Source organism: Nonomuraea sp. NPDC001636 (assembly GCF_040298265.1).
Classification (GTDB): domain Bacteria; phylum Actinomycetota; class Actinomycetes; order Streptosporangiales; family Streptosporangiaceae; genus Nonomuraea.
Genome location: NZ_JBEOZT010000001.1, coordinates 749,627 through 775,689 on the forward strand (window position 1 = coordinate 749,627; position 26,063 = coordinate 775,689).

Below are 26,063 nucleotides of genomic sequence, written 5' to 3' on the forward strand. Positions count from 1 at the left end.
GGGGCGCCGGGCCCGCCTGCCGCGGGCCTGGCGCACACTTGTCACCATGAAAGTCGAGTTCGCCGCCGACGGCGTGCGCCTGACCGGTGACCTGCGCACGCCCGAGGGCACGGGCCCCTGGCCGGGGCTGGTGCTCACCGGGCCGTTCACCGGGGTGCGCGACCAGGTCACCGGCCTGTACGCCGAACGGCTGGCCCGGCGCGGCTACGTGACGCTGTCCTTCGACCACCGCAACTGGGGCGAGTCCGGCGGCGAGCCGCGCGGGCACGAGGACCCGCAGGGCAAGCTGGCCGACCTGCGGGCGGCGGTGTCGCTGCTGCGGTCGCGCCCCGAGGTGGACGGCGACCTGATCGGCGCGGTCGGCATCTGCCTGGGCGCCGGGTACGCGCTGAGGTTCGCCGCCTTCGACCCGCGCGTACGGGCGTTCGCGGGCATCGCCGGGGCCTACAACAACCCGTACACGATGCGGTCGGGCATGGACTACCAGGCGGCGCTGGCCGGGTTCGCCGGCGTGCTGGAGCGGCAGGACCGGGGCGGCCCGGTCGAGTACCTGCCCGCCGTGGCCGAGGAGGGCGAGGCCGCGATGCCGGGCGACGAGCCGTTCGCCTACTACGGCACCGAGCGCGGGGCCTCCGCCTCCTGGCGGAACGCGGCGACCCGGGCGGGGCTGCGCGAGCTGATCACCATGGACAACATGATGGGCGCCGACTTCCTGTCGCCGAAGCCCGCCCTGATCGTGCACGGCGTGATCGACAGGTTCTGCCCGCCGGAGGGGGCCGAGGAGGCGTTCAGGCGGCTCGATCAGCCCAAGAGGCTCGTCTGGGTGGACGCCAAGCAGCACATCGACCTCTACGACCGCGAGCCGTACGTGTCGCAGGCCGTGGAGGCCACCGCGGACTTCCTCGCCGAGCACCTCCGGCCGGGCGGCTCCGGAGCCTGACGTCTACGCTGGGGGGTATCGCGCGGAATGGGGGGATTCATGCGTGCCATCCAGTTCACCCGCTTCGGCGGCCCGGAGGTGCTCGAAGAGGCCGAGGTGCCCGACCCGGTGGTGGGGCCGGGCCAGGTGCTGGTCGACGTCGAGGCCGCGGGGGTGAACTTCGCCGACGTGCGGCAGATCTCCGGCCACTACTCCGCCCCCGACCGCCTGCCGCATATCCCCGGCAGCGAGGTCGTCGGGCTCGATCCCCGGGGGCGGCGGGTGATGGGCTTCACCGCCAACGGCTACGCCTCCAGGGCCGTCCTGGACGAGGGCGACGTCGTGGTCGTGCCCGGCTCGCTGCGGGCCGGGGAGGCGCTGTCGCTGCTCGTCCAGGGGCTCACCGCCTGGCATCTGCTGCGCTCGTCGGCGCGGCTCAGGGAGGGCGAGAGCGTGGTCGTCCACTCCGGCGCGGGCGGCGTCGGCAGCCTGGCCGTGCAGCTCGCCAAGGTGTTCGGGGCCGGACGCGTGATCGCCACCGCCTCCAGCGAGGACAAACGCTCGCTCGCCCTCGACCTCGGCGCGGACGCCGCCGTGGACGGCAAGGCCGACGGGTACGCCGAGCGCGTCATCGAGGCCAACGGCGACCGGCCGGTGGACGTCGTGCTCGACGCCGTGGGCGGCGCGGTCTTCGACGCGGCGCTGACCGTGCTGGCCCCCTTCGGACGGCTGGTGAGCTACGGGTCCTCGTCGGGGGAGCAGGCCGCGCCGGTCGAGGTCGGGCGGCTCACCGCGGGCAACCTCGCCGTCCTCGGGTTCTGGCTGCGTCCGCTGCGGGGGCGGCGGGAGATGGTCGGGCCCCCGCTGGGCGAGCTGCTCGCGCTGACCGCGGCCGGGCGGCTGCGGCCGCTGGTGGGCGGCGAGTACCCGCTGGCGGAGGCGGGCCGGGCCGTGGCCGACCTGGCCGGACGGCGAACTGTCGGAAAGGTGGTGCTCCTGCCCTGACGCGCAGGGTGTGGCCATTGCTCCACTGGGCAGAAGGTGATCAAAACCCCCGGGACGTGCTGATCGCGGGGGTTTGCGTGTGTGGTGGAGACGGCTGGTCGTCGTGGTGGTCTGGGGGCTCGCGGCCGGGGGTGCGGCCGGGTGTGCGGCCGGACGGCTGCCCGAGGTGCCCGGCGTGCGGAAGGCGCCGGTGACGGTCGGCCGATGCGTCCTGAAATTTCCGGACAAGAAGGCTGGGAGGGCGGCCCGCGACCGGCTTGAGCACGACATCGAGCAGTACCTGTCCAAACGCCCGGGACGGGTCGCCTACAGCATGCTGGAGCTCGACAGCGGCATCACCCTGGGCCGCGGCGAGCACCAGCACGACATGATCACCGCCAGCGGCGTCAAGGTGGACATCCTGACGGCGCTCGTGCTCGGCCGCGGCGTCCTGGGCGAGGAGGAACGCGACCTGGCCGAGCGCATGATCATCGAGAGCGACAACGGCGCCGCCGACGCGTTGTGGGGCCGGCTCGGCGGCGCGATGGGCGAGTTCTACCGGCGCATGGGCCTGACCGAGACCGTCCCCGGGCCCGGCGTCTTCTGGGGCGGCACCAACACCAGCCCCGCCGACCGCATCCGCCTGCTCCGGGTGCTGGTGGAGGGCGGCGAGGGCCTGTCCGGCCGCGACCGCGACCTCGTGCTCGGCCTGATGGGACGCGTGGTCAAGGACCAGTCGTGGGGCGTCAGCGCGGCCGCCCGCCCGGTGGACCGGGTGGCGTTGAAGAACGGCTGGACGCCGCGCCCGTTCAGCCGCAACAGCTGGGCGGTGACCAGCTACGGCCGCGTCGTCGGGCCGGGGCGCGACCTGCTGCTGGCGGTGCAGACCGACGAGCAGCCGGGGGAGGGGGCGGGCATCGAGACCGTCGAGGGGGTGGCCAGGATGATCGGCTCCCGCCTCGACGAGCTGTCGCCGACGATGCTCCGGTCCTGCCCGAGGAACCCGGCCCCCTGACGGCGCCCCACCCGGCCTCCCGCCCGGCCTCCGAGACCTCCCGCCCGGCCTCCGGGACCTCCCGCCCGGCCTCCGGGACCTCCCCGGCCTCCCGGAGCTGAGGTCGACGACAGATGAAGTAAGTCGCCCGTTTCCTGCAATAGGATCGGCTCTCGTCGCGTTTGACTGAAGTGAACTGATTGACCGCTCGGCGGCCGGCACCCGCCGGTATCTACCCCGGTCGAAGCCCACCTCCGACGGTGCGCTCCCCCGGGGGAGGACTCCGTCATGATCTGGACGGAGACCCTTGAAGTCCTACCTCGACGTGCTGGCCACCCCCGGCGCCTGGCGGTTCCTCGTGCCCGCGCTGCTGGCCCGGGTGCCGTTCGCGATGACCCAGATGGGCATCCTGCTGCTGGTCCAGTGGTCCACCGGCTCCTACGGCGCGGCCGGCATCACCGCCGCCGCCTCCGCCGTCTTCCAGGCCCTCATCGGCCCCCAGACGGGCCGCCTGGCCGACCGGTACGGCCAGGCCCGCGTGCTGCTCCCGCAGGTGGCCGTGCACGCCCTGGCCATGGGCGGCCTGCTGGCCCTGGCCGCCGCGCACGCCCACCTGGCGCCGCTGGTCGCCATGGCCGCCCTCGTCGGCGCGTCGGGACCGCAGGTCGGCTCGATGGTCCGGGCCCGATGGGCGCACCGGCTCGGCGGCACCGGCAGGCTGAACACGGCGTTCGCGGTCGAGTCGATCACCGACGAGCTGACGTTCACGCTGGCCCCGGTGCTGCTGGTGGGCCTGTCCACGGCGTACTCGCCGGTGGTCGCGCTGCTCGGCGGGCTCGTGCTGATCCTGGTGGGCACGGTGGTCTTCGCCGCCGTCCGGACGGGCGCGCCCGAGCCGGTGCCGGTCAGGATCGCCGCCTCCAAGGGCGTGCTGCGCCGGCGGGGCGTGGCGCTGCTGGCCGCCGCCTTCCTGGCCATGGGGTCGGTCTTCGGCAGCCTCCAGGTCGGCGTCACCTCGCTCACCACCGCCCTGCACGCGCCCGCCGCCGCCGGACCCGTCTACGGCGTCTTCTCCGGCGCCAGCATGCTCGGCGGCCTGCTGTACGGCGCGGTCCGCTGGCGGTCCTCCGCCCGCGCCCGGCTGGTCGCCGGGCTGGCCCTGCTCGCGGTCGCGGCCAGCGCGTTCACGCTGGCCGGAGCCGTCCCGCACATGTACGTCGCCGCCGCCCTGGCCGGCCTGGTGATCGCCCCCGTGGTGATCACCGGCTACACCCTGGTCGAGGGCCTGGTCGCGGCGGAGGTCCGGACCGAGGCGTTCACCTGGCTGAACGGCGGCATCGCCCTCGGCATCGCGGCCGGGTCGTCGGTCGCCGGGCAGCTCGTGGACCACTTCGGGGCGTCCCTGGCGTTCGTCGTCGCGCCGGTGGCGACGGGCGTGGCCGCGCTGCTCGTGCTGGCCAGGGTGCGCAGCCTGCGCCCGCTGCCCGCCGGGCCCGCGGCGGAGACCCCGTCGCTCACCGAGGGACCGGCTGCTCTTCCTGGATGACCTTCGGCACGCCGCGCAGCCAGGCCAGCGCGAACACCGCGACCACGGCCAGCAGGACCGCCGTGACCAGCGTCGTCACCTGCATCCCCGACACGAACGCCGTGCGCGCCGCGCGCATCAGCTCCCCGGCCGCCTGCGGGGGCAGCTCCGCCGCCGTGGCGGTGGCCCCGGCGATCGACTCCCGCGCCGCCTGGCCGGGCACCCCCGCGGGCACCAGCAGGTTCGCGCGGTAGACGCTGTTGAGCACCGTGCCCAGGACCGCGATGCCCAGCGCCCCGCCCAGCTCGAACGCCGTCTCCGACACCGCGGCCGCCGCCCCCGCCCGCTCCTTGGGCGCGGTGGCCAGGATGTTGTCGTTGTTCACGGTGAAGGTGAGCCCGACCCCGAGCCCGCCGATCATCATCACCGGCAGCAGGGTGAGATAGTCCAGCTCGGTGCCGAGCATGGCGTACCGGACGAACGCGCCGGCGTTCAGCGCCAGGCCGAGCGCGACCACGCCGTTCCTGCCGAGCCGGCCGATGAGCCGGGCCGCGAGCACCCCGCCCACCGCGCCGCTGAGACCGCCGGGCAGCTGCGCCAGCCCGGCCTGGAGCGGGGTCCACCCCAGGACGAGCTGCAGGTACCAGGCGAACAGCAGGTTCATGGCCGACAACGCGAAGATCGCCAGCAGGTTCGTGCCCACGGACGCGCTGAAGGCCCGCCGCCGGAACAGCCGTACGTCGATCAGCGGCGTGGCCAGCCGGCCCTGCCGCCGGACGAACAGCACCAGGCACACCGCGCCCACCACGGCCGCCCCCAGCACGTCGGCGTGCGCCAGGCCCTGGTGGGCGGCCTCCTTGACCGCGTAGACCGCCGTCACGACACCGGCGAAGGACAGCACCACGCTGGGCCCGTCCACCCGCCCGGCGGGGCCGCGCGACTCCGGCAGCACCAGGAACCCGCAGACCAGCACCAGCGCCATGATCGGCACGTTGATCAGGAACACCGACCCCCACCAGAAGTGGTCCATGAGCACGCCGCCGACGACCGGCCCCAGCGCGAACCCGGCCGCGCTCATCCCGCTCCAGATCCCGATGGCCGCGGTCCGCTCGCGCGGGTCGGCGAAGACGTTCCTGACGATCGAGAGCGTGGACGGCATGATCATCGCACCCGCCACGCCCAGCAGCGTCCTGGCGGCGATCAGCAGCTCGGGGTTCGGGGCGTAGGCGGTCACCACCGAGGCGGCGCCGAAACCGGCCGCGCCGATCAGCAGCAGCCGCTTGCGGCCCACGCGGTCCCCGAGGTTGCCCATGGTGACGAGGAGCCCGGCCAGGGCGAACCCGTACATGTCGCCGATCCAGAGCAGTTGCGTCGAGTTCGCACCGAGGTCGGCGACCAGCCGGGGGAGCGCCAGGTGCAGCACGGTGAGATCGACCGAGAGCAGCAGCGTCGCCAGGCAGGCGATGGCCAGACAGGCCCATTTTCGCGTCATGCCGTCCACGGTGGCGAGGACGGCTGACGGGCCGCCTACCGTTCGCTGACCGCCCGGCCGAGGGCCTCGTCGATGCGGTTGCGGATGTCCTCGGTGCTGTACCAGTCGTCGGGGCACTCCGCGCGGGCCTGGGCCAGCAGGGACAGCGCGGCGTCGCGCTCGCCGCCGATCAGCGCCACCTCGGCCATCCCGAGGTGCGCCCAGGCCAGCATGTCCATGGAACCCACGCGACGGGCCAGCTCGGCCGCCTCCTCGTAGTCGGCCCGCCCGCCCAGCGGCTCGCCCATGCCGAGCAGCGCGTCGCCGCGCCGGCACAGGGCCTCGGCCATCTCCGCCCGCGCGTCGAGCTCGCGGGCCAGCGTCAGCGCCTCGTCCGACAGCGCGTACGAGGCCGCGTAGTCCCCCTCGCGGGAGGCCAGCTCGCCGAGGCCCGACAGCACCAGCACCGTCCCCCAGCGCTCGCCGATGGTCCGGAAGGCGGCCAGGGCGCGCCGGAAGGTGGCCAGCGACTCCTCGACCCGCCCCAGGATCTGCAGCACGAACGCCGCGCCGCTGTACGACAACGCCCGCTGCCAGGGCGGCAGCCCGTCGATGTGGGCCTGCAGCTCGTGGTAGATCTGCTCGACGTCGCCCGGCGGCCCGGTGAACATCGACCGCATCATCATCAGGAACTCCACCCGCTCCGGCAGGTGGGTGATCGGCAGCAGCTCGCGCACCTCGGCCAGCCGCTCGCGCACGACGTCGTCGGCCACGCCCGTCCAGGCGGTGACGAGCAGGCACATGACGTACTCCTCCTCCATGCCCGCGGGGCAGGCGTCGCCGATCCTGGCCAGCAGCGCGGCGGCCAGCCCGGCGACGACGCCGCGGTGGCCGCGCATCCACCAGTAGCAGGCGCTGTGCGCCAGCAGCCGCAGGCCGGTCTCCGGCTGCCCGGACGCGGTCGTCCAGCGCACGGCGGCTTCGAGGTCGTCGCTCTCCTCGTCGAGGCGGGCCAGCCAGACGAGCTGGTCGGCGGTCCGCAGCAGCGGGTCGGCGGTCAGGACGAGGTCGAGGTAGTAGGCGGTGTGCGCGTCCCTGATCGCGGTGGTCTCGCCGGAGTCGGCCAGGCGTTCCGCGCAGAACGCCCGGATCGTGTCGAGCATGCGGTACCGGCCGCCGACGTACTCCACCAGCGACTTCTCCGCCAGCGAGAACAGCACCTCCTCCGGCAGCCCGCACACCCGCTCGGCCGCCTCGGGCGTGGCGCCGCCGACGAACACGCTCAGGCGGGCGGCCAGGCGCTGCTCGGCGTCGTCCAGCAGGTCCCAGCTCCACGCGACGACCGCGCGCAGCGTCTGGTGCCGGGGCAGCGCCGTACGGCTGCCGCGGGTCAGCAGCCGGAACCGGTCGTCCAGGCGGGCCGCCACGTCGGCGACCGACAGCGTGCGGAGGCGGGCCGCGGCCAGCTCGATGGCCAGCGGCAGCCCGTCGAGCGCCCGGCAGATGCGCACCACGTCCGCGGCGTTGCCGGCGTCCACGGCGAACCCTGGACGCACGGCGGCGGCCCGGTCGGCGAACAGCCGGACGGCGGCGTACTCCAGCGGGTCGTCCGGCTCCGGCGGCGGCAGGCGCAGCGGGGACACCGGCAGGATCGACTCCCCGGTGATGCCCAGCGCCTCGCGGCTGGTGGTCAGCACCCGCAGCCCCGGGCAGGAGGCCAGCAACACGTCGGCGAGCTCGGCCACGGCGGCGACCAGGTGCTCGCAGTTGTCCAGGACGAGCAGCAGGTCGCGCTCGGCCAGCGCGGTGAGCAGCCGGGTGACGGGGCCGACCGCGGCGCGCTGGGGCGCGGGCAGCAGGGCGTCGCGGATGTCGAGCGCGACCAGCACCGCGCCGGGCACCCCGGCGGCGCCGGCCACGTGGGCGAGGGGCACGAAGCACACGTCGCCCGGCTCCTGGGCGGCCGCCTCCTGCGCCAGTCTGGTCTTGCCCGCGCCGCCGGGGCCGATCAGCGTGACGAGCCTGCTGTCCCGCAGCCGCGCGCCCACCTGCGCCAGCTCCTCCGCCCGTCCCACGAAACTGGTCAGCTGCGCCCGCAACCCCTGCTTCAACCCACCGCGCGGCGACGCTCCGGGTGTGGGAAGGGACGAGGGGACCGGCGGGGGGTTCGGCGCGGTGATCTGCGGGGTGATCTGCGGGGTGAGGGACGGGTCGGCGCGCAGGACGGCGAGGTGCGCGGCGGCCAGTTCGGCGCCCGGCTCGATGCCCAGCTCCCGGTCGAGCAGCCGCCGCGCCTCGTCGTAGACGGCCAGCGCCTCGGCCTGCCGGCCGCTGCCGTACAGGGCGCGCATGAGCTGGGCGCGCAGGCGTTCGCGCAGCGGATGGGCGGCGGTGAGCCGGCGCAGCTCGGCGACCAGGTCGCGGTGCCGCCCGAGCGCCAGGTCGGCCTGGAGGCGGTCCTCGACGGCCGCCAGCCGCAGCTCCTCCAGCCCGGCCGCGGCGGACACCGCGTGCGGCGCGTCGGCGAGCGGCGCGCCGCGCCACAACTCCAGCGCCTCGGAGAGCAGCGCCGCCGCCCGCCCGGCGTCCCCGGCGGCCAGCGCCCGCCGCCCGTCCAGGGCCAGGAGCTCGAAGCGGCGCGCGTCCACGTCGTGCGGGTCGGCGACCAGCCGGTAGCCCGCCGGGTGGAACTCGACCACGTCCCGGCCGAGCGCCCGGCGCAGCCTGGACACCTGCGACTGCAGCGCGTTGGCCACGCCGTCCGGCGGGTGGGGGCCGTAGAGGTCGTCCACGAGCTGGCCGGCGCCGACGACACGGCCGGCGTTCAGAGCCAGCAGGGTGAGCAGGGCGCGCACCCGCGGCCCGCCGAGCGCCACCGGCGCGCCGTCCTCGTCCAGCACGCTGGTGGGTCCGAGGATCTCGAAGCGCATGCCCCGATTATCGGGTCTGCGGGAGGAGTGCGGCGATTTCTCCGTACGTCGGCAGCGCCGGGGCGTCCTTGCCCTGCGCGCCCAGCACGGCGGCCAGAGCGCCCTGGAGCGCGGCCCGGTAGAGCAGCGAGCCGGCGCTCACCCGGGCCACCCCCGCCTCGGCCAGCCGGTCCAGCGTCGGCCCGCCCGGCTGGTAGAGCACGTTGAGCGGCAGCCGCGTACGCGCGACGACCTCGGCGATCTCCGCGAGATCCGAGAGCCCGGGGACGAAGATGCCGTCGGCGTGCTCGTAGGCGTCCACCCGTTCGCGCCAGTCGCCGATGCCCAGCCAGTGGGTGTCGGTGCGGGCGTTGACGAACACGCCGTGGCCCTTGGCGGCCTCGATGATCCGCCGGTGCAGCTCGACCGGGCGCAGCGTGCCGTCGGGACGGCCGTCCTCCAGGTTCACGCCCGCCACCCCGAGCGCGGCCAGGCTCGCGACCAGGTCCGACACTTCCTGCGGGTCGTCGCTGAAGCCGCCCTCGATGTCCACCGTGACCAGCACGCCCAGGTCCTTGACCGTCTCGGCGAGCTCGATCGTCTCGGCCCTGGTCGCGCCGGCGGCGTCCGGCTTGCCGTGCACGGCGGACACGCCGAGGCTGGTGGTGCCGATCGCGGGGAAGCCGTGCGCGGCCAGGATCGCGGCCGAGCCGTAGTCCCACGCGTTGGGCAGCAGCAGCGGGTCGCCCGGCTTGTGCAGGTCGTGGAAGTTCATCGGCGGGTCCCTTCGAGGAGCGCGTCGAGCACGCCGGCGGCCAGCGCGAGGGCGTGGGCGGGAGCGGGGCAGGGGCGCAGGCCGTCCCCGAACGTCAGGTGGGGGGCGGGGTCGCGGGAGGCGTCGAAGCGGTCGGGGTCGGCGAACACCCCGGGATCGCGGTTGGCCGCGACCAGGTCGATCGTGATCTCCTCGCCGGTGCGGGTGTCGAGCCTGCGGCTGGCCTTCAGCGGCGGGTCCTGCCTGAGCGTCTCGCGCAGCACCGCCTCGGGGTCGTCGCCCGGCACGGCGTGGGCGAGCGCGTTCTCGATGAGTGCCTCGGTGGCGGCGTGGCCCTGGAGCAGCAGGGTGACGGCCGGCAGGTCGGTCAGGCCGAGCAGTTCGGCGACGGCGGCGTCGGCCTGCGGGCTCCCCTCGCCCGACAGGTAGCCGCTGGCGGCCGCGGGCACGGCCGAGGTGTCCGGCACGCCGAGCGCGGCCCCCAGCACGGCCGTCGGCACGCCGCGCCAGTCGCCGTCACGGTCGCGTGTGGCGGCCCTGGCGGCCGTCCGCAGCTCGGCCGGGTCCAGGGCGGACAGGCGCTCGACGACCAGGCGGCGGCGTTCGGCGTGCGTCTCGCCGGTGCTGAAGCGCGACACGTGGGCCCGCAGCCAGGCGAGCGTCCCCGGCTCGCCGTCCTGCGGGACGGGCGGCGGCACGTACCGGCCGTCGGCCAGCACCGCCCGGGCTTCGGCGTGGTGGGTGATGAGCATGGGTCCACGCTAGGCCGCCGACCGTTCGACGGCGGACGAAGTATGGCTGCGCATCGCCGTCACGCCGCCAGCCGCTGCGGGCTCTCGGGCTGCGCGGGCGCCCCGGTGGCCCGCGTGCCCTGCACCTGTACGGCGGCGCGGCCCGGTGCGCAGGCCAGCGCCATGGCGACGACGAGCACGATCTCGGCCAGCACCAGACCCCGTTCGAGCAGCCCGTAGTAGGCCTCGCCGCCGATCAGCGAGGAGGTGACGGCGGCCGGGTGGGCCGCCAGGTACGCGACCAGCGTCAGCCCGGACGTCACGCTCAGGGCCCTGACCGCGCTCCAGCGCGCGGCCGCCGCCCGTCCCCTGGCCAGGGTCCAGCCGGCGACCGGCAGCGCGGTGAAGACCACGGCCGCCGACCAGCGGTGGATCTCCCCGCCGAGCGTGCTGACGTCCGACATGCCGGGATCGGTGGGGAAGATGGCGCTGAGCATCAGCCCGGCCGCCCCCGCCAGCAGCAGCACGCGGGTCGCGGCGGTCCGTCCCGGCTCCCGGGCGGCCAGCCCGTACGCCAGCGACAGGCAGGCGGCGGCCAGCGCCAGCGTCCCGGCCAGCACCGGCGGCATGCCGCCGGGGACGAGCGCGTAGTCGCTGATCAGCGGCTGCTCGGGCAGGGTCACCTGCGCGTAGCCGAGTGCGGCCACCGCCGCCACGGCTCCGGCCACGGGAGCGAGCACGCCACGCCAGGTCATCGCGCCACCTCGTCGTAGATCTGCTCGAAGCGGGCCAGCGACACCTGGTCGTCGTGGGTGAGCGCCAGCGCCCGGCTGGCGTTGCCCAGGCGGGCGCGCAGGTCGTCGTCGGTGAGGACGGCGGTCAGGTGCCTGGCCAGCGCGACCACGTCGCCCGGCTGGTAGAGGTAGCCGTTGCCGTCCACCAGGTGCGGCAGGGCCATCGCGTCGGCGGCCACGACGGGCAGGCCGGACGCCATGGCCTCCAGCGTGGCGATGCTCTGCAGCTCGGCGACGCCCGGCATGGCGAACACGTCGGCGGCGGCGAACGCCTGCGGCATGCTCTCGTCGGGCACGAACCCGACGAAGAACACCCGGTCGCCCACTCCGATGCGCTTGGCCAGCTTCTCCAGCTCCATCCGCTGGTTGCCGCGGCCCACGAACGCCAGCTGCGCGTCGGTCTCGTTGAGCACGAGGGGCAGCGCGCGGATCAGCTCGTCGAGGTGCTTCTCCTCGTCCAGGCGGCCCACGAACAGGGCGGTCGGCCGGTCGGGCAGCGCGAACCGCCGGCGCGCCCACGACTTGGGCTCGGCGTGCGGGTGGAACCTGGCCAGGTCGATGCCGCATGAGACGGCCTCGACGTCACGGGAGAAGCCCTGGTCGGACAGGAGCTTGGCGGCCAGCGGGGTCGGCGTGGTGATGTGGTCGGCGCGCTTGAAGACGCGGCTGAAGTCGCGCCAGGCCAGCCGGCCCGCCCTGGCCCGCAGCGCCTCGGGGACGTGCCCGAACTGGAAGAGGTTGTCGGGCATGAAGTGGTTGGTGGCCACGACCGGCACGCCGCGGCGCCGGGCGGCGGCGATGGCGGCCCGGCCGACCACGAAGTGGCCCTGGGTGTGCAGCACGTCCGGGTCGATGTCGGCGACCAGCCGGTCGAGCCTGGTCGGCACGGTGACCCGCATGGTCGGGTGCACCAGCAGCGGGGCCGAGCGCAGCCGGTGGACGATCACGCCGTCCACCACGTCGGCGCTGGCCGGGCCGGCCTCCGACTGGCACACCACGTGCACCTCGTTGCCGCGCGCGGCCAGGCCGGTGGCCAGGCGGTGGGTGAAGTAGGCGGCGCCGTTCACGTCGGGGGGATAGGTGTCGGTCGAGATCAGGACGCGGCGGGGACGTTCGGGGGCGGGGGCGAGCTGGGCGTGGTCGGTGACGTTGCGCAGGGGCATGGCCATGACGGTGACTCCGCTTTCACAAGGGGGGACGGCTGGGGGAGGGCCGAGGGACGAACAGGGGGTTTCGGTCAGGGGAGGGGATCAGGCGACGTCGTTGCGCGCCTCCAGCGGGGACGTCCGGGCCAGGGCGAACGTGCCCGCCGCGGTCAGGGCGGCGGCCGCGATCGGCGCGAGGCCGGACGGCAGCGGCTCGCCGAGCAGCAGCGCCCCGAAGGCCACCGCCGTGAGCGGGTCGGCGATCTGCAGCGAGGCGAAGGAGACGCCGAAGTGCCCGACGGCGTAGGCGCGTTGCAGCATCACCAGCGCCAGCAGCAGCGGCACCGGCAGGGCCAGCAGGTACCACCAGTTCCAGCCGCCGTCCACGAGCACGCGCATGAGCGTGGCGGTCGCGCCGTACAGGACGCCGGAGCCGGTGGCGAGCAGCGCGGCCCGGCCGGCGGGGGAGGCCGCCTTCGAGCCCGCCCACAGCAGCACCGCCGCGACACCGGCCACGGCGAGCAGGGTGAGCACGCCCGTGGGCGCGAGGTACGTCGGCCCGTCGGACTCGGGCACCAGCAGCACCAGGCCGATCAGCCCGGCCGCGACCACGCCCGCCGCGGCCAGTTCCTTGCGGGAGGGCCGGCGGCCGTGCAGCGCTGCGGCGATGGGCAGCGCGAACAGCAGGCTGGCCACCCCCATCGGTTGCACCACGGTCAGCGGGCCGAGCCCGAGGGCGACGATGTGCAGGCCGCCGCCCGTCACGATGGAGGCGCCGCCGAGCAGCCAGCGCGGCCTGCGCAGCAGGGTCAGCAGCGCGGGCTTCGCCGAGCCCGCCGCCTCGAACTGCTGCAGCGCGGCCCCGAGCGCGAAGAACAGCGAACCGACCAGCGCGATCGCCGCGGCCAGCACACTCATGCGCACTCCTTTCAGACGGATGGTTGCCGGACAGGGTCAAACGGACGTGTCCACCGGAAGGCGTTCCGGGGAAGGCTGGGTGGCGCGCCGCTTCCTGGCCCACCGCACCAGCTCGACGAGCCCGGTGATCGACAGCGCGATCCCGAGGCCCAGCAGCAGGCCCTTGATCGGGTCGTTCTCGAAGGCCATGCCGCCGAAGAAGCCGATCAGCCCGGAGTACACCGCCCACGAGCTCGCCGCGATGGCGTCGAAGAACGTGAACGAGCGCAGCGGATGACCGACGGCGCCCATGGTCAGCGTCGTCGCGGTCCGGCCGCCGGGGATGTACCTGGCCACGACCAGCACCAGCCCGCCCCGCTCGGCCAGCGCGCCACGCGCCCAGACGAACGCCTTCTTGCCCCGCAGCCGCCCCGCCGACCTGTTGCCGATCAGGTACGAGATGTGGTCGCCGGCGAACGCGCCGAGCGCCGAGACCACGATCACCAGGGCCAGGTTGGTCTGGCCGGAGGCGGCGAACACCGCCGCGGTGATGACCGACGTCTCGGCGGGCACGACGGGGAAGAACCCGTCGAGCAGCGCCAGGGCGAACAGCGCCACGTACAGCCATGGCGATGACATCACCTGCTGGACGAGGTCGAGAATGGCGTGCGACATATGCGTGGACTCCGATCGTCAGGGCACTCACAAAGCCTGTCGGTGTGAGCGGACCGGGGACATCGGGGATGCCCCCGGTCGAACGCGGGCCCGTCCCCTAGGAGGGTCAGGGCCGCCTACCCCATGAAGGTAGAAATTCCGCAGGTCGTGGCACATCGGCCCATCGGCACGCGCCACCCCCTACTTTCGTCAGGGGCGGACGTGCGACTTCCGCGTGACACCCACGATCAAACCGGTTGCGGGCCCCGGAAACAGGAGAGGAGGTATCCGCCTTTCAGGTGGGGATAGCCCCACCGTGATCACTGCACCAGGCCCCACCCTGACTTTCGTCAGGGGCGCCGCATGACCTTCGGGCGGGACCGGCCGCGCCGGGCGGCGGATACCGTCGGGGCGTGAACCGTCTGCGTCGTGAGAGCCGCCGTCAGGTCGTGCTCGACCTGCTGCTGTGGGCCGTGCTGAGCATCTTCGTGACCGCCATGGGCCCCGACCCGTTCGTCGATCCGGCCGGGGTCGCGTTGGTGACGCTGCCCAGGGTGGGGCTGGCCGCGCTGGCCGTGCTCGTGGGCCGTCCCTGGCCGCTGGCGGCGCTGGTGCTGCTGCTGCCGCTCGGCCCGTGGACCTTCACCGAGGGCTTCGCGACGGTGGACCTGACGTGGCTGCTGCCCCGGCGCGACGTGAAGATCCTGCCGCTGCTCGCGACCTCGCCGTTCATCATCTGGTACGCCTACCTCACCGGCCGGCGCATGACCCGGCTGTGGCCCGCGGGCGCCGTGTTCTGCCTGATCACGGCCATCGGCTGCGGGGTCGTGCTGCTCCAGGGCGGTGACCTGGCGCTGTGGGTGTCGATGGGCACCGGGCTCGTCGGCACGTACCTGGTGCCGTACCTGCTGGGGCTGCTCCGGCGGGGCGTGCTCCAGCAGCGGCGGCAGGCGCGGCTGTCGGTCGAGGCGCAGGCGCGGCTGCGCGAGCGGGCCAGGATCGCCCGCGAGATGCACGACTCGCTCGGCCACGACCTGGCGCTGATCGCGGTGCGCGCCGGCGGGCTGGAAGTCGCCCCCGGGCTCGGCCCGGCCCAGGTCAAGGCGGCCGGCGAGCTGCGCATGGCGGCGGCCGACGCGACCGAGCGGCTGCGCCAGATCATCGGCCTGCTGCGCGAGGACGCCGAGGAGGCCCCGCTGTCCCCGGTGGGCGAGGACGTCGCCGAGCTGGTCGGCCGGGCCAGGGACTCCGGCATGTCGATCACCCTGGAGCTGGCGCCGGGGGCGTCGTCGGAGCTGGCGCACGCCGTCGTCCAGGAGGGGCTGACGAACGCGGCCAAGCACGCGCCGGGGGCGGCGGTCGCCGTGTCGGTCGCGCCGCACCGGGTGGTCGTGCGCAACGGCCCGCCGAGCTCGCGTCCCAGCGCCCGCCGCGGCGGGCTGGGCCTGGCGGGGCTGCGCGAGCGCGTCCGGCTGGCCGGCGCGACGCTGACCGCGGGCCCCGACGGCGACGGCTTCCGCCTGGCCGTCGAGCTCCCCCGCGAGGGGGAGGCGGATCCCCGCCGGTCGGGAGGGGACCGGCCCGCCTGAGGCGCACGATCGTGGCATGACAGAACAGCGGGGCACGACAGAACAGCGAGCGGGCATCGGCCGGCTCACCGCCGCGATCGTGGCGGTCGCCGCCACGCTGCCCTACCTCACGATCAAGACGCTCTGGCTGACCGGCGACCCCGTCGGCGTCTCCGACCCGGCGCTCATGGACAACGGGCAGATGCTCGGGATGAACGCGCTGACCTTCGCCATGGAGGCCGCCGGGCTGCTGCTGGCGCTGGCCTTCACCATGCGCTGGGGCATGCGGCTGCCCGCCTGGCTGGTCCTGCTGCCGCTGTGGGTGGGCACCGGCCTGCTGTCGGTGCTGGCCGTCACGACCCCGCTGATCGTGCTGATCGGCGGCCTGGCGATCTTCCGCGGCGGCCCGATCCAGAGCTGGGTCTATATGGTCGTCTACGGCGGCTTCATCACCTTGGGCATCGCCCTCATGACGGCCTTCGCCCTCTACGCCCGCGACCGCTGGCCCGCCGTCTTCGCCACCCCGGTCAGGCTGCCGTTCCCGAGCGCGACCAGATCGTTCCAGGAGGTCGTGGCGTGGGGCGCGCTCCTGGTGGCGACCGCCGTCGGGGCGCTGCGGGTCGTCATGGCGTTCGACGGGGCCGTCCAGGCCGTGCAGAACGGGCTGAAGGCGCTGCTCGCGGTGGGCGGGGCGGCCGCGCTCGTGGCCCTGGTCAGGCGGCGCGGGAACGGCCCGTTCTGGCGGCCGCTGGCGCTGGCCTGGCTCGGGTCGGGCTCGCTGTTCGGCTGGGGACTGTTCTCGATGATCGTCAGGTCCACGGGCGGCCCCCTGGCCTACGGCGGCACGGGCGTCGCGGACTTCGCCGAGCTGTTCGGCATGCTGACCGGGCTGGTGATGGGGATGTGTGGAGCGTTCCTGCTGGCCGAACGGTCAGGCGTGGGCCACGTGCAGCCTGGCCAGGACGCGCTTGAACGCCAGGATCGAGAAGGTGATCGCCAGCCCGCTGATCACGGCCACCGCTGAGGTGCGCAGCACCATGAACGCGCCGAGCGAGCCCTCCAGCTTCTCGTAGACGGCCAGGAAGATGCTCAGCGTCGAGTTGGCCAGCAGCACGAACGCCCACAGCAGCGTGATCCTGGCGAAGAACCGGCGCACCCGCTCGTGCTTGAGCACGGCCGACGGCAGGTGGATGTAGTCGAGGGTGAGCTTCTGCACCAGCGGCCGGTTGAGCCGGACGGAGGCCAGGAAGACCATGCTGATGCAGATCGTGCCCAGCTCCGGCTGGATGAAGAACCACATCCAGGTGCCCGTCCAGAACGACACCAGGGCCCGCACCGTGACCGCGAACGCGGCCAGGAACATGGTGGCGGGCACCTTGATCCCTCTGGCCAGCCGCCAGGCCACGCCGAGGTACACCCAGGAGACCGTGGCAACCAGGGCCCACTTGAAGCCCAGCACGACCATGGCGAGGTAGAACACCAGCAGGGGGGCGACCACGCCTTCGAGCAGGCGGGGAGCCGCCTGACGGGCGAGCGCGGTCAGACGGGGGAGTGCGACCGGATGGTGGTTCAAGACTGCTCCGCAGATAGGCCGACGATCAGCGTCTACCCGGGCTTCGGGGGTCCAGGCTTGCCGGATGGACCGGTCGTCGTCACCGCCGGGTGCGACTCCGAAGGCCGGTGGCCTACCGTACCGGAGCCCGGCGAGTAGGACTGCCGCTTTTGCCGCGTTCCATCTGTTCCATACGAAACCAGCTCACCCTTGAACCCGGCTTTCAGCCGAGTGACGCCGTGGCCAGCTTGGCGCCGAACCCGAGGAACAGCGCGCCGACGCCCGAGGTCAGGCCCGCGCTCAGCTTCCTGTGCCGGCGGAACTGGCCGGCCAGGAACGTGCCGGAGAAGATCAGCGTGGTGAGGTAGAGCACGCTGAAGATCTGGATCACCGCGCCCAGGATGAGGAACGACAACCAGGGCGCGCTGTACCCGGGGTCCACGAACGGGATGAAGAACGACAGGAAGAACAGGATCGCCTTCGGGTTCAGCAGGCTGATCGTCAGGGCCTTGCGGAACGGCCTGGCCTGCCGCACGGGGGCCGCCCCGGACTCGTCCGCCGCCGGACGGGCCCGCCAGGCCCGTACCGCGCCGCGGATCATCTGGAAGCCGAGCCAGGCCAGGTAGGCGGCGCCGGCGTACTTGACGACGGTGAACAGCATCGGCGTCGCGCGCAGCAGGGACGCGGCCCCGGCGGCGGCGAGCACCATCAGGACGGTGTCGCCGAGGAACACGCCGGCCGCGGCCCGGTAGCCCTGCCGGACGCCGTGCTGGGCGGCGAAGCTGAGGACGTACAGGGAGTTGGGGCCGGGGAGCAGCACGATGAAGAACGCGCCGATGACATAGGTCCAGATGTCCGTGATACCGAAGAACACGCTTAACGGTATCGCGTGATATGTGCCGATTCAGTCGGTCGGTGGTTGTGCTTTGCGGCGCTGATGCCTATTGACCCAGTAGGGATACTCGTGAATATCTGGTGTCATGGCTCTCTGGACCCCCGACCCCACGTTCTACCCCTCCCCGCGCGACGCCGTCGAGGCCCCCGTGGAGAAGCTGGCCTACGTCGCCGCCTTCGACCGGTCGGCGAACCGTCCGGACGCGCTGGCCGTGCTCGACACCGACCCCGCCTCCCCGGCCTACGGCACCGTCATCGGCTGGACCGACCTGCCCGGCACCGGCGACGAGCTGCACCACTTCGGCTGGAACGCCTGCAGCAGCGCCCTGTGCCCCAACGCGCCGCACCCGCACGTCGAGCGGCGCTACCTGGTCGTCCCCGGCCTGCGCTCCTCGCGCATCCACATCTACGACACCAAGGACCGGATCAGCCCCGAACTGGTCAAGGTGATCGACGCCGAGTCGCTGGCCAGGCGGGCGGGCTACTCCCGCCCGCACACCGTCCATTGCGGCCCCGAGGGTCTGTACGTCTCCGCGCTCGGCGGCGCGGACGGCGCCGAGGGCCCCGGCGGCATCGCCGTGCTCGACCACACCTCCTTCGAGGTGCTCGGCCGGTGGGAGCTGGACCGCGGGCCGCAGTACCTCGCCTACGACTTCTGGTGGCACATCAACCACGACGTGCTGATCACCTCCGAGTGGGGCACGCCGTCCATGATCGAGGACGGCGTGGTCGGCGAGCTGCTGCTCGGCCGCAAGTACGGCCACAAGCTGCACTTCTGGGACCTGCGCAAGCGCCGCCACGTCCAGGAGGTGGACCTGGGCGACCAGCACCAGATGCCGCTGGAGCTGCGCCCCGCCCACGACCCCACCCGCCTGTACGGCTTCGTCGGCGTGGTCACCAGCGTCGAGGACCTGTCGGCCTCCGTCTGGCTGTGGTTCCACGAGGACGGCCGCTGGCAGGCGCGGAAGGTCATCACCATCCCCGCAGAACCGGCCGACCCCGCCCTGCTGCCGCCCGTGCTGCAGCCGTTCGCCGCCGTGCCGCCGCTGGTCACCGACATCGCCCTCTCCGTGGACGACCAGCGCCTGTACGTCTCGTGCTGGGGCACCGGGGAGCTGAAGCAGTACGACGTGTCGGACCCGTACAAGCCGGTCGAACTGGGATCCCTGCGGATCGGCGGCATCACCCGGCGCACCCCGCACCCCGCCGAGCCCGGCCTCCCGCTGCGCGGCGGCCCCCAGATGGTCGAGGTGAGCCGCGACGGCCGCCGCGTCTACCTCACCAACTCCCTGTACGGCTCCTGGGACGACCAGTTCTACCCCGAAGGCGTCGGAGCCTGGCTCGCCAAGGTCGACGCCGACTCCTTCACCTTCGACACCGCCTTCTTCCCCCACGGCGACGCCTTCCGCGGCCTGCGCCCCCACCAGGTACGCCTCCAGGGCGGCGACGCCTCCTCCGACTCCTACTGCTACCCGTGACCATGCCCGCCACGATGCCCGCCATGAGCACCGCGACGGTCCTGCTGCTCGGAGCCTTCCACGGCCTGAACCCGGCCATGGGCTGGCTCTTCGCGGTGGCCCGCGGCCTGCAGGAGCGCAGCCGCGACCTGCTGCTCCAGTCGATCCCCGTGATCGCCCTGGGCCACCTGGCGTCGGTGGCCCTGGTCGCCCTGGTCGTGGCCGCCACCGGCTCCCTGGTGACGGGCGCGGCGCTGCCGGTGGTCGGCGGGCTGGTGCTCGTGGCGTTCGGGCTGTGGCGGCTGCTGTCCACCCGCCACTTCCGGTGGGTGGGCATGCGCCTGTCGCTCGCCCAGCTCGCCGGCTGGTCGTTCCTGATGTCGTCGGCCCACGGCGCCGGGCTCATGCTGCTGCCCGTACTCACCGGGCTGCGCGCCGAGGGCCACGCGGGGCACGCCGTCTCAGGCGGACTGGCGGTGGCCGCCCTGCACACGCTGGCCATGTTCGTGGTGGCCGGCGTCGTGGCCCTGGTGGTCTACGAGGTGCTCGGCCTGACGATCCTGCGCCGCGCCTGGTTCAACGTGGACCGCATGTGGGCCGCCGCCCTGATCGCCGCCGGTCTCCTCACCCTCCTCCAGGCCTGACCGGAACACCTCGCAGAGCCGGTCGGCGTGCACGGCCCTGTCGATCCAGGTTTCGAGGAGGGCGATGTCCGTGCAGGCGGTGACCCTCTCCCGCATATCATCGGGCACCTCCACGCCTCGCCCGCCCAGCAGCCACAAGAGCCCCCTGGCCATGCCTTCGGCGCGCAGCATCTCGGCGTACTCGGACCGGTAGCGGTAGGTCATGGCCGCCCGTCAGCCCTGTTCCGGTTGCTCGTCGTCCGTGCCGAAGATGTCGGTGAGGCTGGTGGCGTGGATGGCCCGCTTGCACCAGGTTTCGAGGACGGTGGTGTCCGCGCAGGTGGTGATGCGCCGGCGCACCTCGTCGGGGATCACCACTCCACGGCCGTCGAGGATCATCAGCAGCACCTTGGCTTCGCCTTTGGCTTCGCCTTCGGCGCGCAGCATCTGGGCGTACTCGGACTGGTAGCGGTAGGTCTTGGTCGCCATCAGGTCTCTCCAGATTCGTCGGGCGTCGGTGTTTCCGAGGCCTATTTCGGTTTGTTCGGCGATGTGTCCCGCGCTGGTCGTGTCGGTGGTGTCCAAGGCGTCTGCCAGGACTTCCAGTATGGCAGCGACCTCCTTGGAACGGGCGTGGGTCAGCGCCGAGAACATGGTGAGCACCACGTCGTTCACCGCCTCGGCGAGGTCGTCGATCACGGGGATGTTGTGCGGGCCCACGACGACCGCGTGGACGGACAGCGTCGGCCGGTCCGGCAGGCCGATCGTCTTCGGAAGGGCGGCCCAGGTGGCGGTCGCCTCGTCCTGGCAGATCACCAGCAGCGTCACCGGGCAGCCGAACTTGACGTGGACGTGGCTGATGTAGTGCGCCCAGGCGGCGGTCTTGCGGTCGTCGGGCTTGGACTGGGACTCGGTGATGACCGCGTGCTGTCCCTCCAGGGACGTGAACATCATGATCGTGTCGGCGCGCCGCTCGATCGGCTTGATCTCGGTCAGGTCGGTGTCCACCACCGCGACCTCGGTCGGTGACGGGAAGGGGATGTCGAGCACCTTGAAGACGCTCGTGCAGAGCTCTGGATTGTCACGGAAGACGCGGTGCAGCGCCTCGTGCTGGGAGGAGATCACGGGCGGAACGTTAGCGAGCGATGACACTCTGTGTCCGCGAAAAAAGGACGGAGGGAGCGCCAAGGTGGAAAGAGTTCATCCCCGGTAGGAAACGGGCGGGGGAAAGTTCTCTACCGGAGCATGTGCGCAGGCAGGGCAGGATGTGGTGGGTGCGGATATCCATCCTGGGGCCGTTGGAGGTCGAGGGCGACGGGGGACCGGTCGTGGTCGGCGGTCTCCGGCTGCGGGCGCTGCTGGCCGTGCTGGCGCTCGAAGCGGGCCGTACGGTCACGGCGGAGCGGCTGATCGACGTGCTCTGGCCGCAGGAGCCGCCCGCCAACGCGGCCAACGCGCTGCAGACGCTGGTCAGACGGCTGCGGGCGGCGCTCAGGCCGGACGAGGTGATCGACAGCCGTCCCGGCGGGTACGCCCTCGCGCTCCCCGCCGAGCAGGTGGACGCGCTGGCGTTCCGGCGGCTGGCGGGCGAGGACGCGGACCGGGCGCTGGCGTTGTGGCGTGGCGCGGCGCTGGCGGATCTCACCTCGGTCCCGTACCTGGCGGACGCGGCGACCGCCCTGGAGCAGGAGCGGCTGGCGGCGGTCGAGTCCAGGGCCGAGCGCCTGCTGGCGGCCGGGCGGCCGGTCGAGCTCGCCGCTGAGGTGACGGCGCACCCGTTGCGTGAGCGGCTGGTCGGGCTGGCCATGCGCGGGCTGGCCGCGTCCGGACGGCAGGCCGAGGCGCTGGAGCTGTTCGAACGCACCCGCCACCGGCTGGCCGACGAGCTGGGCGTCGATCCCGGCGCCGAGCTGCGGGCCGCGCACCTGGCCGTGTTGTCGGCGGAGCCGCCTGCGGTCGCGTGGCCGAGGAGCCGGCCGAAGGGCAACGTACGCAGGCCGCGCACCAGCTTCATCGGCCGGGAGGCAGAGCTCGGACGGCTCACCGGCCTGCTCCGCCACGACCGGCTCGTCACGCTCGTGGGACCCGGCGGCGCCGGCAAGACCAGACTGGCGACCGAGGCGGCCCTCCAACTGTCCACCGAACCCCGCACCGAACCCCAAACCGCGCCCGCCACCGAACCCCCCACCTCCCGGACGGTCGCAGAGGCCGGGCCCGGTGCCGCAGGGGAGCCACGCGACCGGCCGGCGGTCGTGGCGTGGATGGTGGAGCTGGCCTCGGTCAGCGACCCGGCCGGCGTGCCCGGAGCCGTGCTCGACGCGCTCGGCCTGCGCGACGACCGCCCCGGCTACCGCCCGCCCGAAGCGGCCAGGGACGTGGTCGAGCAGGTCGCCGAGGCGCTGGGCGAGCGGCCCGCGCTGGTCGTCCTGGACAACTGCGAGCACGTGGTGACGGCCGCGGCCGTGCTGGTCGAGCGGCTGCTCGACGAGTGCCCCGAGCTGCGCGTGCTGGCCACCAGCAGGGAGCCGCTCAACGTGCCGGGGGAGCGGCTGCTGCCCCTCCCGCCGCTCGAACCGCCGCCGGCGGGGGCCGGGCCCGCCGAGGCGGCGGCCTATCCGTCGGTGCGGCTGCTGGTCGACCGGGCGGCGGCGGCCCGGCCGTCGTTCGCCGTGGACGAGGGCAACGCGGCGGCCGTGGTGGCGCTCTGCCGCAGGCTCGACGGCATGCCGCTGGCCATCGAGCTGGCCGCCGCCCGCCTGCGCACGATGACGCCGCGCCAGCTCGCCGACCGGCTGGACGACAGGTTCAGGCTGCTCGACGGCGGCAGCCGTACCGCGCTGCCGCGCCAGCAGACGCTGCGGGCGGTCGTGGAGTGGAGCTGGGACCTGCTCGACGAGCGGGAACGCGTGCTGGCCAGGCGGTTCGGCGTGTTCGCCGGCGGCGCGTCCCTGGAGGCGGTCGAGGAGGTGTGCGGCGGCACGGCCGACGTCCTCGGCGCGCTGGCCGACAAGTCCCTGGTGCGCCTGTCGCCCGAAGGCCGCTACTCGATGCTGGAGACCATCCGCGCCTACGCCCTGGAACGCCTGGCCGAGGCGGACGAGACCGCCGAGTACCGCGACCGGCACGCCCGCCACCTGCTCGACCTGGCCGAACGCGCGGTGCCCGAGCTGCGCACCGCCACGCAGGTGGAGTGGATCGAACGGCTGGCGGCCGAACGCGACGACTTCGCGGCGGCGCTGCGCTGGCTGATCGACCGGCGGGACGCCGGGCCCGCGCTGCGGCTGTGCGGGGCGCTCAACTGGTACTGGTGGATGTGCGGCTACCGCCGGGAGAGCGCGGCCTGGGCCAGGCAGGCGCTGGACCTGGCGGGGGACACGCCGCCGCCGGGGCTCGCGGAGGCGTACACGTCCTGCATGTTCGCCTACGGCGTCGACGTGTTCGGGACGATCAGCAACGACCGCCCGGCCATGCTGGAGCTGTCGGCCCGGATGGAGGAGCTGGTGGAGCGGGCGGTCCGGGAGGGGCCGGTGCACCCGTTGCTGCTGATCAGCAGGGTCGTCATGGCCGCGGCGGCCGGGCAGGACGAGCGGGCGGCCGCGCTGATCGGCGACTACGCCGGCAGCGACGACCTGTGGTTGTCGTCCGCCGCCCTGATGATCGGCGGCCGGCTGCGGTCGGGGGAAGAGCGGGAGCGGGAGCTGGAACGGGCGGTCGAGGGGTTCAGGCGGCTCGGCGACCGCTGGGGGCTGAGCGAGGCGCTTCTGGGCCTGGCCGACCTGCGGGCCGAGCGCGGCGCGGGCACCGACGACCTGATCGCCGAGACCAGGTCGCTGACCAGCGAATGGGTCAGCGACGACGAGTCGATCTCCACCCTGATCCGGCTCGCCCAGCTGCGCCTGCGGGTCGACGATTTGGACGGCGCGGGCGCCGACCTCGCCATGGCCAGGTCCCGGGTGGGCGAGGAGACGTCGCCGTGGACGCAGGTGATGCTCGGCCTGGCCGAGGCCGCGTACGAGGAGCGGCGCGGCGACCTGGCCGGCAGCCTGGCGATCTACCGGGACATGGACGGCGTCGTGGCCGCGGCTCCCCGGGTGCCGCAGATCACGGCGGTGTACCTGACCTCCTACGGCCGGGCGCTGGCCCGCGCCGGCGACCTGGAGGCCGCGCTGGCCCGGCACCGCCAGGCGCTCGACGTCCTCGGCGACGTCAGCCCGGACCGGCCGCTGCTGTCGATGACGCTGGCCGGGTTCGCGCTGGCGGCGCAGGCCGCGGGCGACCAGGAACGGGCGGCGGTGCTGTTCGGCGGGGCGTCGGCGGTCGTCCCCCAGGACACCTCGCCCGACACCACGGAGGGACGCGCGGCGGCCAGGAAGGCGCTCGGCGACGAGCTCTTCGACCGCCGTTTCGCCGAGGGCGCCGCCCTGCCGCCGGACGAGCTCTGCGCGATGGCCCGCGGGACCACGTAGGAGAGCCCGGTCACCGCACCTTCCGGTTGTAGGCACGAAGGGCGAAGGGGGCGAAGAGGGCGAGCAGCGCGGCGGCCCAGCCGAGCGTGATCCACACGTCGGACGCCGCCAGGCCGCCCACCAGCAGCCCGCGCAGCGCGCCGGCCAGGTGCGAGACCGGGTTGACGCCCATCCACCAGGTCAGCCAGCCCGGCAGGTCGGTGGCGGGGATGAAGGCGCTGCTGCCGAACGTGAGCGGCAGCAGCACGGCGGTGGCGATGCCCTGCATCGAGGCGACCGACTTGGCCACCAGCCCGATCCAGGCCGACCCCCAGCTCAGTGCCGTCACCATGAGCAGCACCAGGCCGATCCCGGCCAGCGCGCTCAGCGGATCGGTCCGCACGCGGAAGCCGACGGCGTACCCCACGGCCAGCGACATGGCGATGGTGATCAGCAGGGTCAGCAGGTCGGCCATGATGCGCCCGGCCAGCGGCGCCGACCTGGCGATCGGCATGGTCCTGAACCGGTCGAAGACGCCGTTGCCGATGTCGGTGGCCAGGTTCATGCCCGTCGTGATCGTCGCCATCAGCGCGACCTGGACGAGCACGCCGGGCAGCATGTACGACACCGCGCCCGCCCGGTCGCCGCCGGCCGCCCCGCCGAACAGGTAGACGAAGATGACGATCATGAAGACGGGCTGGAGCAGCAGCCCGGCGAGCTGGCCGGGGTTGTTCTTCAGAGGGATCAGGCTGCGCCAGGCGAGCGTCAGCCCTTGGGAGAGCGCGGTGGTCATGAGCTTGCTCCGGTGAGTGTGCGGAAGACGTCGTCGAGGGAGGGCAGGCGCAGGGCGTGCTCGGCCAGCACGATCCCGGCGTCGTCCAGCCGCCTGAGCAGGTCGGGCGGGGCGGCCAGGTCGTGCACGGGCACGCTGACCAGCCCGTCCACGGCTGTGGCGCCGAGGATCGAGCCGGCCTTCTCCAGGTCGGCGGCGTGCAGCGGCCGGACGTCCAGCCGGTGGCCGCCGGCCAGCGACTTGAGCTCGGCCGGCGTGCCGCTCGCCGCCACCCGGCCGCGGTCGATGACCAGCAGGTCGTCGGCGAGCTGGTCGGCCTCCTCCAGGTACTGGGTGGTCAGCAGGACCGTCACCCCGTCCGCGACCAGTTCCCTGACCACGTCCCACAGGTCGCCGCGGGCCCGCGGGTCGAGGCCGGTCGTCGGCTCGTCGAGGAACAGGATCCGGGGCCGGCTGACCAGGCTGACCGCCAGGTCCAGCCGGCGGCGCATGCCGCCCGAGTAGCCGGCCGCCGCCCGGCCCGCCGCCTCCTCCAGGCCGAACCTGGCCAGCAGCTCGGCGGCCCTGGCTCTGGCGGCCGCCCTGGACAGGCCGAGCAGGCGGCCGACGAGCACGAGGTTCTGGGTGCCGGTCAGCTTCTCGTCGACCGAGGCGTACTGGCCGGTCAGGCCGATCAGCTCGCGGACCCGGCGGGGCTGGGTGACGACGTCGTGCCCGCCGACCGTGGCGTGGCCGGCGTCGGGGGCGGCGAGGGTGGCCAGGATGCGGACGGCGGTGGTCTTGCCCGCGCCGTTGGGGCCGAGCACGCCGAGCACGGTGCCGGTCCTGACCCGCAGGCCGACGCCGTCCAGGGCGGTCTTGTCGCCGTACCGCTTGACGAGCCCTTCCGCTTCGATCGCGTATGTCATGCCCCTACGGTCGCGGAGGGCGCTG

General features: G+C 73.7%; 22 protein-coding genes. 9 read left to right on the forward strand and 13 right to left on the reverse strand.

The genetic code is table 11. The features are described 5' to 3' along the window. The first annotated feature begins 46 nt into the window (after window positions 1–46). The 4 genes from ABT158_RS03480 (at window position 47) to ABT158_RS03495 (ending at window position 4,443) form a co-directional block, all read left to right on the forward strand. Window positions 47–940, forward strand: a complete 894-nt coding sequence (locus tag ABT158_RS03480) for an alpha/beta hydrolase (protein ID WP_352350391.1) — start codon at window positions 47–49, stop codon at window positions 938–940. A gap of 39 nt (window positions 941–979) precedes the next feature. Beyond that, window positions 980–1,924, forward strand: a complete 945-nt coding sequence (locus ABT158_RS03485; RefSeq protein ID WP_352350393.1) for a quinone oxidoreductase family protein — start codon at window positions 980–982, stop codon at window positions 1,922–1,924. Between the two features lie 79 nt (window positions 1,925–2,003). Further along, window positions 2,004–2,918, forward strand: coding sequence for a serine hydrolase (locus ABT158_RS03490; RefSeq protein WP_352350395.1), 915 nt, complete (start codon window positions 2,004–2,006; stop codon window positions 2,916–2,918). Between the two features lie 286 nt (window positions 2,919–3,204). Next, complete coding sequence (locus ABT158_RS03495; protein ID WP_352350397.1) at window positions 3,205–4,443, forward strand: MFS transporter; 1,239 nt, start codon at window positions 3,205–3,207, stop codon at window positions 4,441–4,443. Here ABT158_RS03495 and ABT158_RS03500 read toward each other — a convergent pair. The 8 genes from ABT158_RS03500 to ABT158_RS03535 form a co-directional block, all read right to left on the reverse strand. After that, on the reverse strand, window positions 4,412–5,914 hold the full coding sequence (locus ABT158_RS03500; protein ID WP_352350399.1) for an MFS transporter: 1,503 nt from the start codon (window positions 5,912–5,914) through the stop codon (window positions 4,412–4,414). The genes ABT158_RS03495 and ABT158_RS03500 overlap by 32 nt on opposite strands. Before the next feature lie 35 nt (window positions 5,915–5,949). Then, on the reverse strand, window positions 5,950–8,823 hold the full coding sequence (locus ABT158_RS03505) for an AfsR/SARP family transcriptional regulator (RefSeq protein WP_352350401.1): 2,874 nt from the start codon (window positions 8,821–8,823) through the stop codon (window positions 5,950–5,952). A gap of 7 nt (window positions 8,824–8,830) precedes the next feature. Next, window positions 8,831–9,577, reverse strand: a complete 747-nt coding sequence (locus tag ABT158_RS03510; RefSeq protein ID WP_352350403.1) for an isocitrate lyase/PEP mutase family protein — start codon at window positions 9,575–9,577, stop codon at window positions 8,831–8,833. Continuing rightward, entirely contained in the window at window positions 9,574–10,329 is a 756-nt protein-coding gene (locus ABT158_RS03515; protein ID WP_352350405.1) for a cytochrome P450, read from the reverse strand. Before ABT158_RS03515 ends, ABT158_RS03510 begins: the two co-directional genes overlap by 4 nt. A gap of 59 nt (window positions 10,330–10,388) precedes the next feature. Then, window positions 10,389–11,063 carry a DUF998 domain-containing protein gene (locus ABT158_RS03520; RefSeq protein WP_352350407.1) on the reverse strand — a complete coding sequence of 225 codons (675 nt, stop codon included), beginning with the start codon at window positions 11,061–11,063 and terminating at the stop codon, window positions 10,389–10,391. Next, window positions 11,060–12,271 (reverse strand): glycosyltransferase, encoded by a 1,212-nt coding sequence (locus ABT158_RS03525; protein ID WP_502911467.1) that lies wholly within the window; start codon window positions 12,269–12,271, stop codon window positions 11,060–11,062. The genes ABT158_RS03520 and ABT158_RS03525 overlap by 4 nt, the downstream gene beginning before the upstream one ends. An 81-nt stretch (window positions 12,272–12,352) precedes the next feature. Next, window positions 12,353–13,165 (reverse strand): DMT family transporter, encoded by an 813-nt coding sequence (locus ABT158_RS03530; protein WP_352350411.1) that lies wholly within the window; start codon window positions 13,163–13,165, stop codon window positions 12,353–12,355. Window positions 13,166–13,201: 36 nt separating this feature from the next. Continuing rightward, on the reverse strand, window positions 13,202–13,819 hold the full coding sequence (locus ABT158_RS03535; protein ID WP_352350413.1) for a DedA family protein: 618 nt from the start codon (window positions 13,817–13,819) through the stop codon (window positions 13,202–13,204). Between the two features lie 392 nt (window positions 13,820–14,211). On the opposite strand from ABT158_RS03535, the gene ABT158_RS03540 reads away from it, so the two are divergent. Next, window positions 14,212–15,387, forward strand: coding sequence for a sensor histidine kinase (locus ABT158_RS03540; protein ID WP_352350415.1), 1,176 nt, complete (start codon window positions 14,212–14,214; stop codon window positions 15,385–15,387). Window positions 15,388–15,403: 16 nt separating this feature from the next. Beyond that, complete coding sequence (locus ABT158_RS03545) at window positions 15,404–16,390, forward strand: hypothetical protein (protein ID WP_352350417.1); 987 nt, start codon at window positions 15,404–15,406, stop codon at window positions 16,388–16,390. Here ABT158_RS03545 and ABT158_RS03550 read toward each other — a convergent pair. Beyond that, window positions 16,298–16,939 carry a VC0807 family protein gene (locus ABT158_RS03550; protein ID WP_352350419.1) on the reverse strand — a complete coding sequence of 214 codons (642 nt, stop codon included), beginning with the start codon at window positions 16,937–16,939 and terminating at the stop codon, window positions 16,298–16,300. The genes ABT158_RS03545 and ABT158_RS03550 overlap by 93 nt on opposite strands. A 202-nt stretch (window positions 16,940–17,141) precedes the next feature. Beyond that, window positions 17,142–17,792 carry a leucine efflux protein LeuE gene (leuE, locus tag ABT158_RS03555; protein ID WP_352350421.1) on the reverse strand — a complete coding sequence of 217 codons (651 nt, stop codon included), beginning with the start codon at window positions 17,790–17,792 and terminating at the stop codon, window positions 17,142–17,144. Between the two features lie 106 nt (window positions 17,793–17,898). Between leuE and ABT158_RS03560 the strand changes: the two genes are divergently transcribed. Beyond that, window positions 17,899–19,290, forward strand: a complete 1,392-nt coding sequence (locus ABT158_RS03560; RefSeq protein WP_352327571.1) for a selenium-binding protein SBP56-related protein — start codon at window positions 17,899–17,901, stop codon at window positions 19,288–19,290. Between the two features lie 23 nt (window positions 19,291–19,313). Then, the gene (locus ABT158_RS03565) at window positions 19,314–19,913 is read left to right on the forward strand and encodes a hypothetical protein (RefSeq protein ID WP_502911468.1); all 600 of its coding nucleotides are present in this window, start codon (window positions 19,314–19,316) and stop codon (window positions 19,911–19,913) included. Between the two features lie 213 nt (window positions 19,914–20,126). Here ABT158_RS03565 and ABT158_RS03570 read toward each other — a convergent pair whose 3' ends face one another. Continuing rightward, window positions 20,127–20,942, reverse strand: coding sequence for a hypothetical protein (locus tag ABT158_RS03570; protein WP_352350423.1), 816 nt, complete (start codon window positions 20,940–20,942; stop codon window positions 20,127–20,129). 224 nt (window positions 20,943–21,166) lie between these two features. Between ABT158_RS03570 and ABT158_RS03575 the strand changes: the two genes are divergently transcribed. Next, window positions 21,167–24,358: an AfsR/SARP family transcriptional regulator gene (locus ABT158_RS03575; protein WP_352350425.1), complete on the forward strand. Its 3,192-nt coding sequence runs from the start codon at window positions 21,167–21,169 to the stop codon at window positions 24,356–24,358. A 10-nt stretch (window positions 24,359–24,368) separates the two neighbouring features. Here ABT158_RS03575 and ABT158_RS03580 read toward each other — a convergent pair whose 3' ends face one another. Together ABT158_RS03580 and ABT158_RS03585 are read right to left on the reverse strand one after the other, a co-directional pair. Next, window positions 24,369–25,130 carry an ABC transporter permease gene (locus ABT158_RS03580; RefSeq protein ID WP_352350427.1) on the reverse strand — a complete coding sequence of 254 codons (762 nt, stop codon included), beginning with the start codon at window positions 25,128–25,130 and terminating at the stop codon, window positions 24,369–24,371. Further along, complete coding sequence (locus tag ABT158_RS03585; protein ID WP_352350429.1) at window positions 25,127–26,038, reverse strand: ATP-binding cassette domain-containing protein; 912 nt, start codon at window positions 26,036–26,038, stop codon at window positions 25,127–25,129. Before ABT158_RS03585 ends, ABT158_RS03580 begins: the two co-directional genes overlap by 4 nt. Window positions 26,039–26,063: the final 25 nt, after the last annotated feature.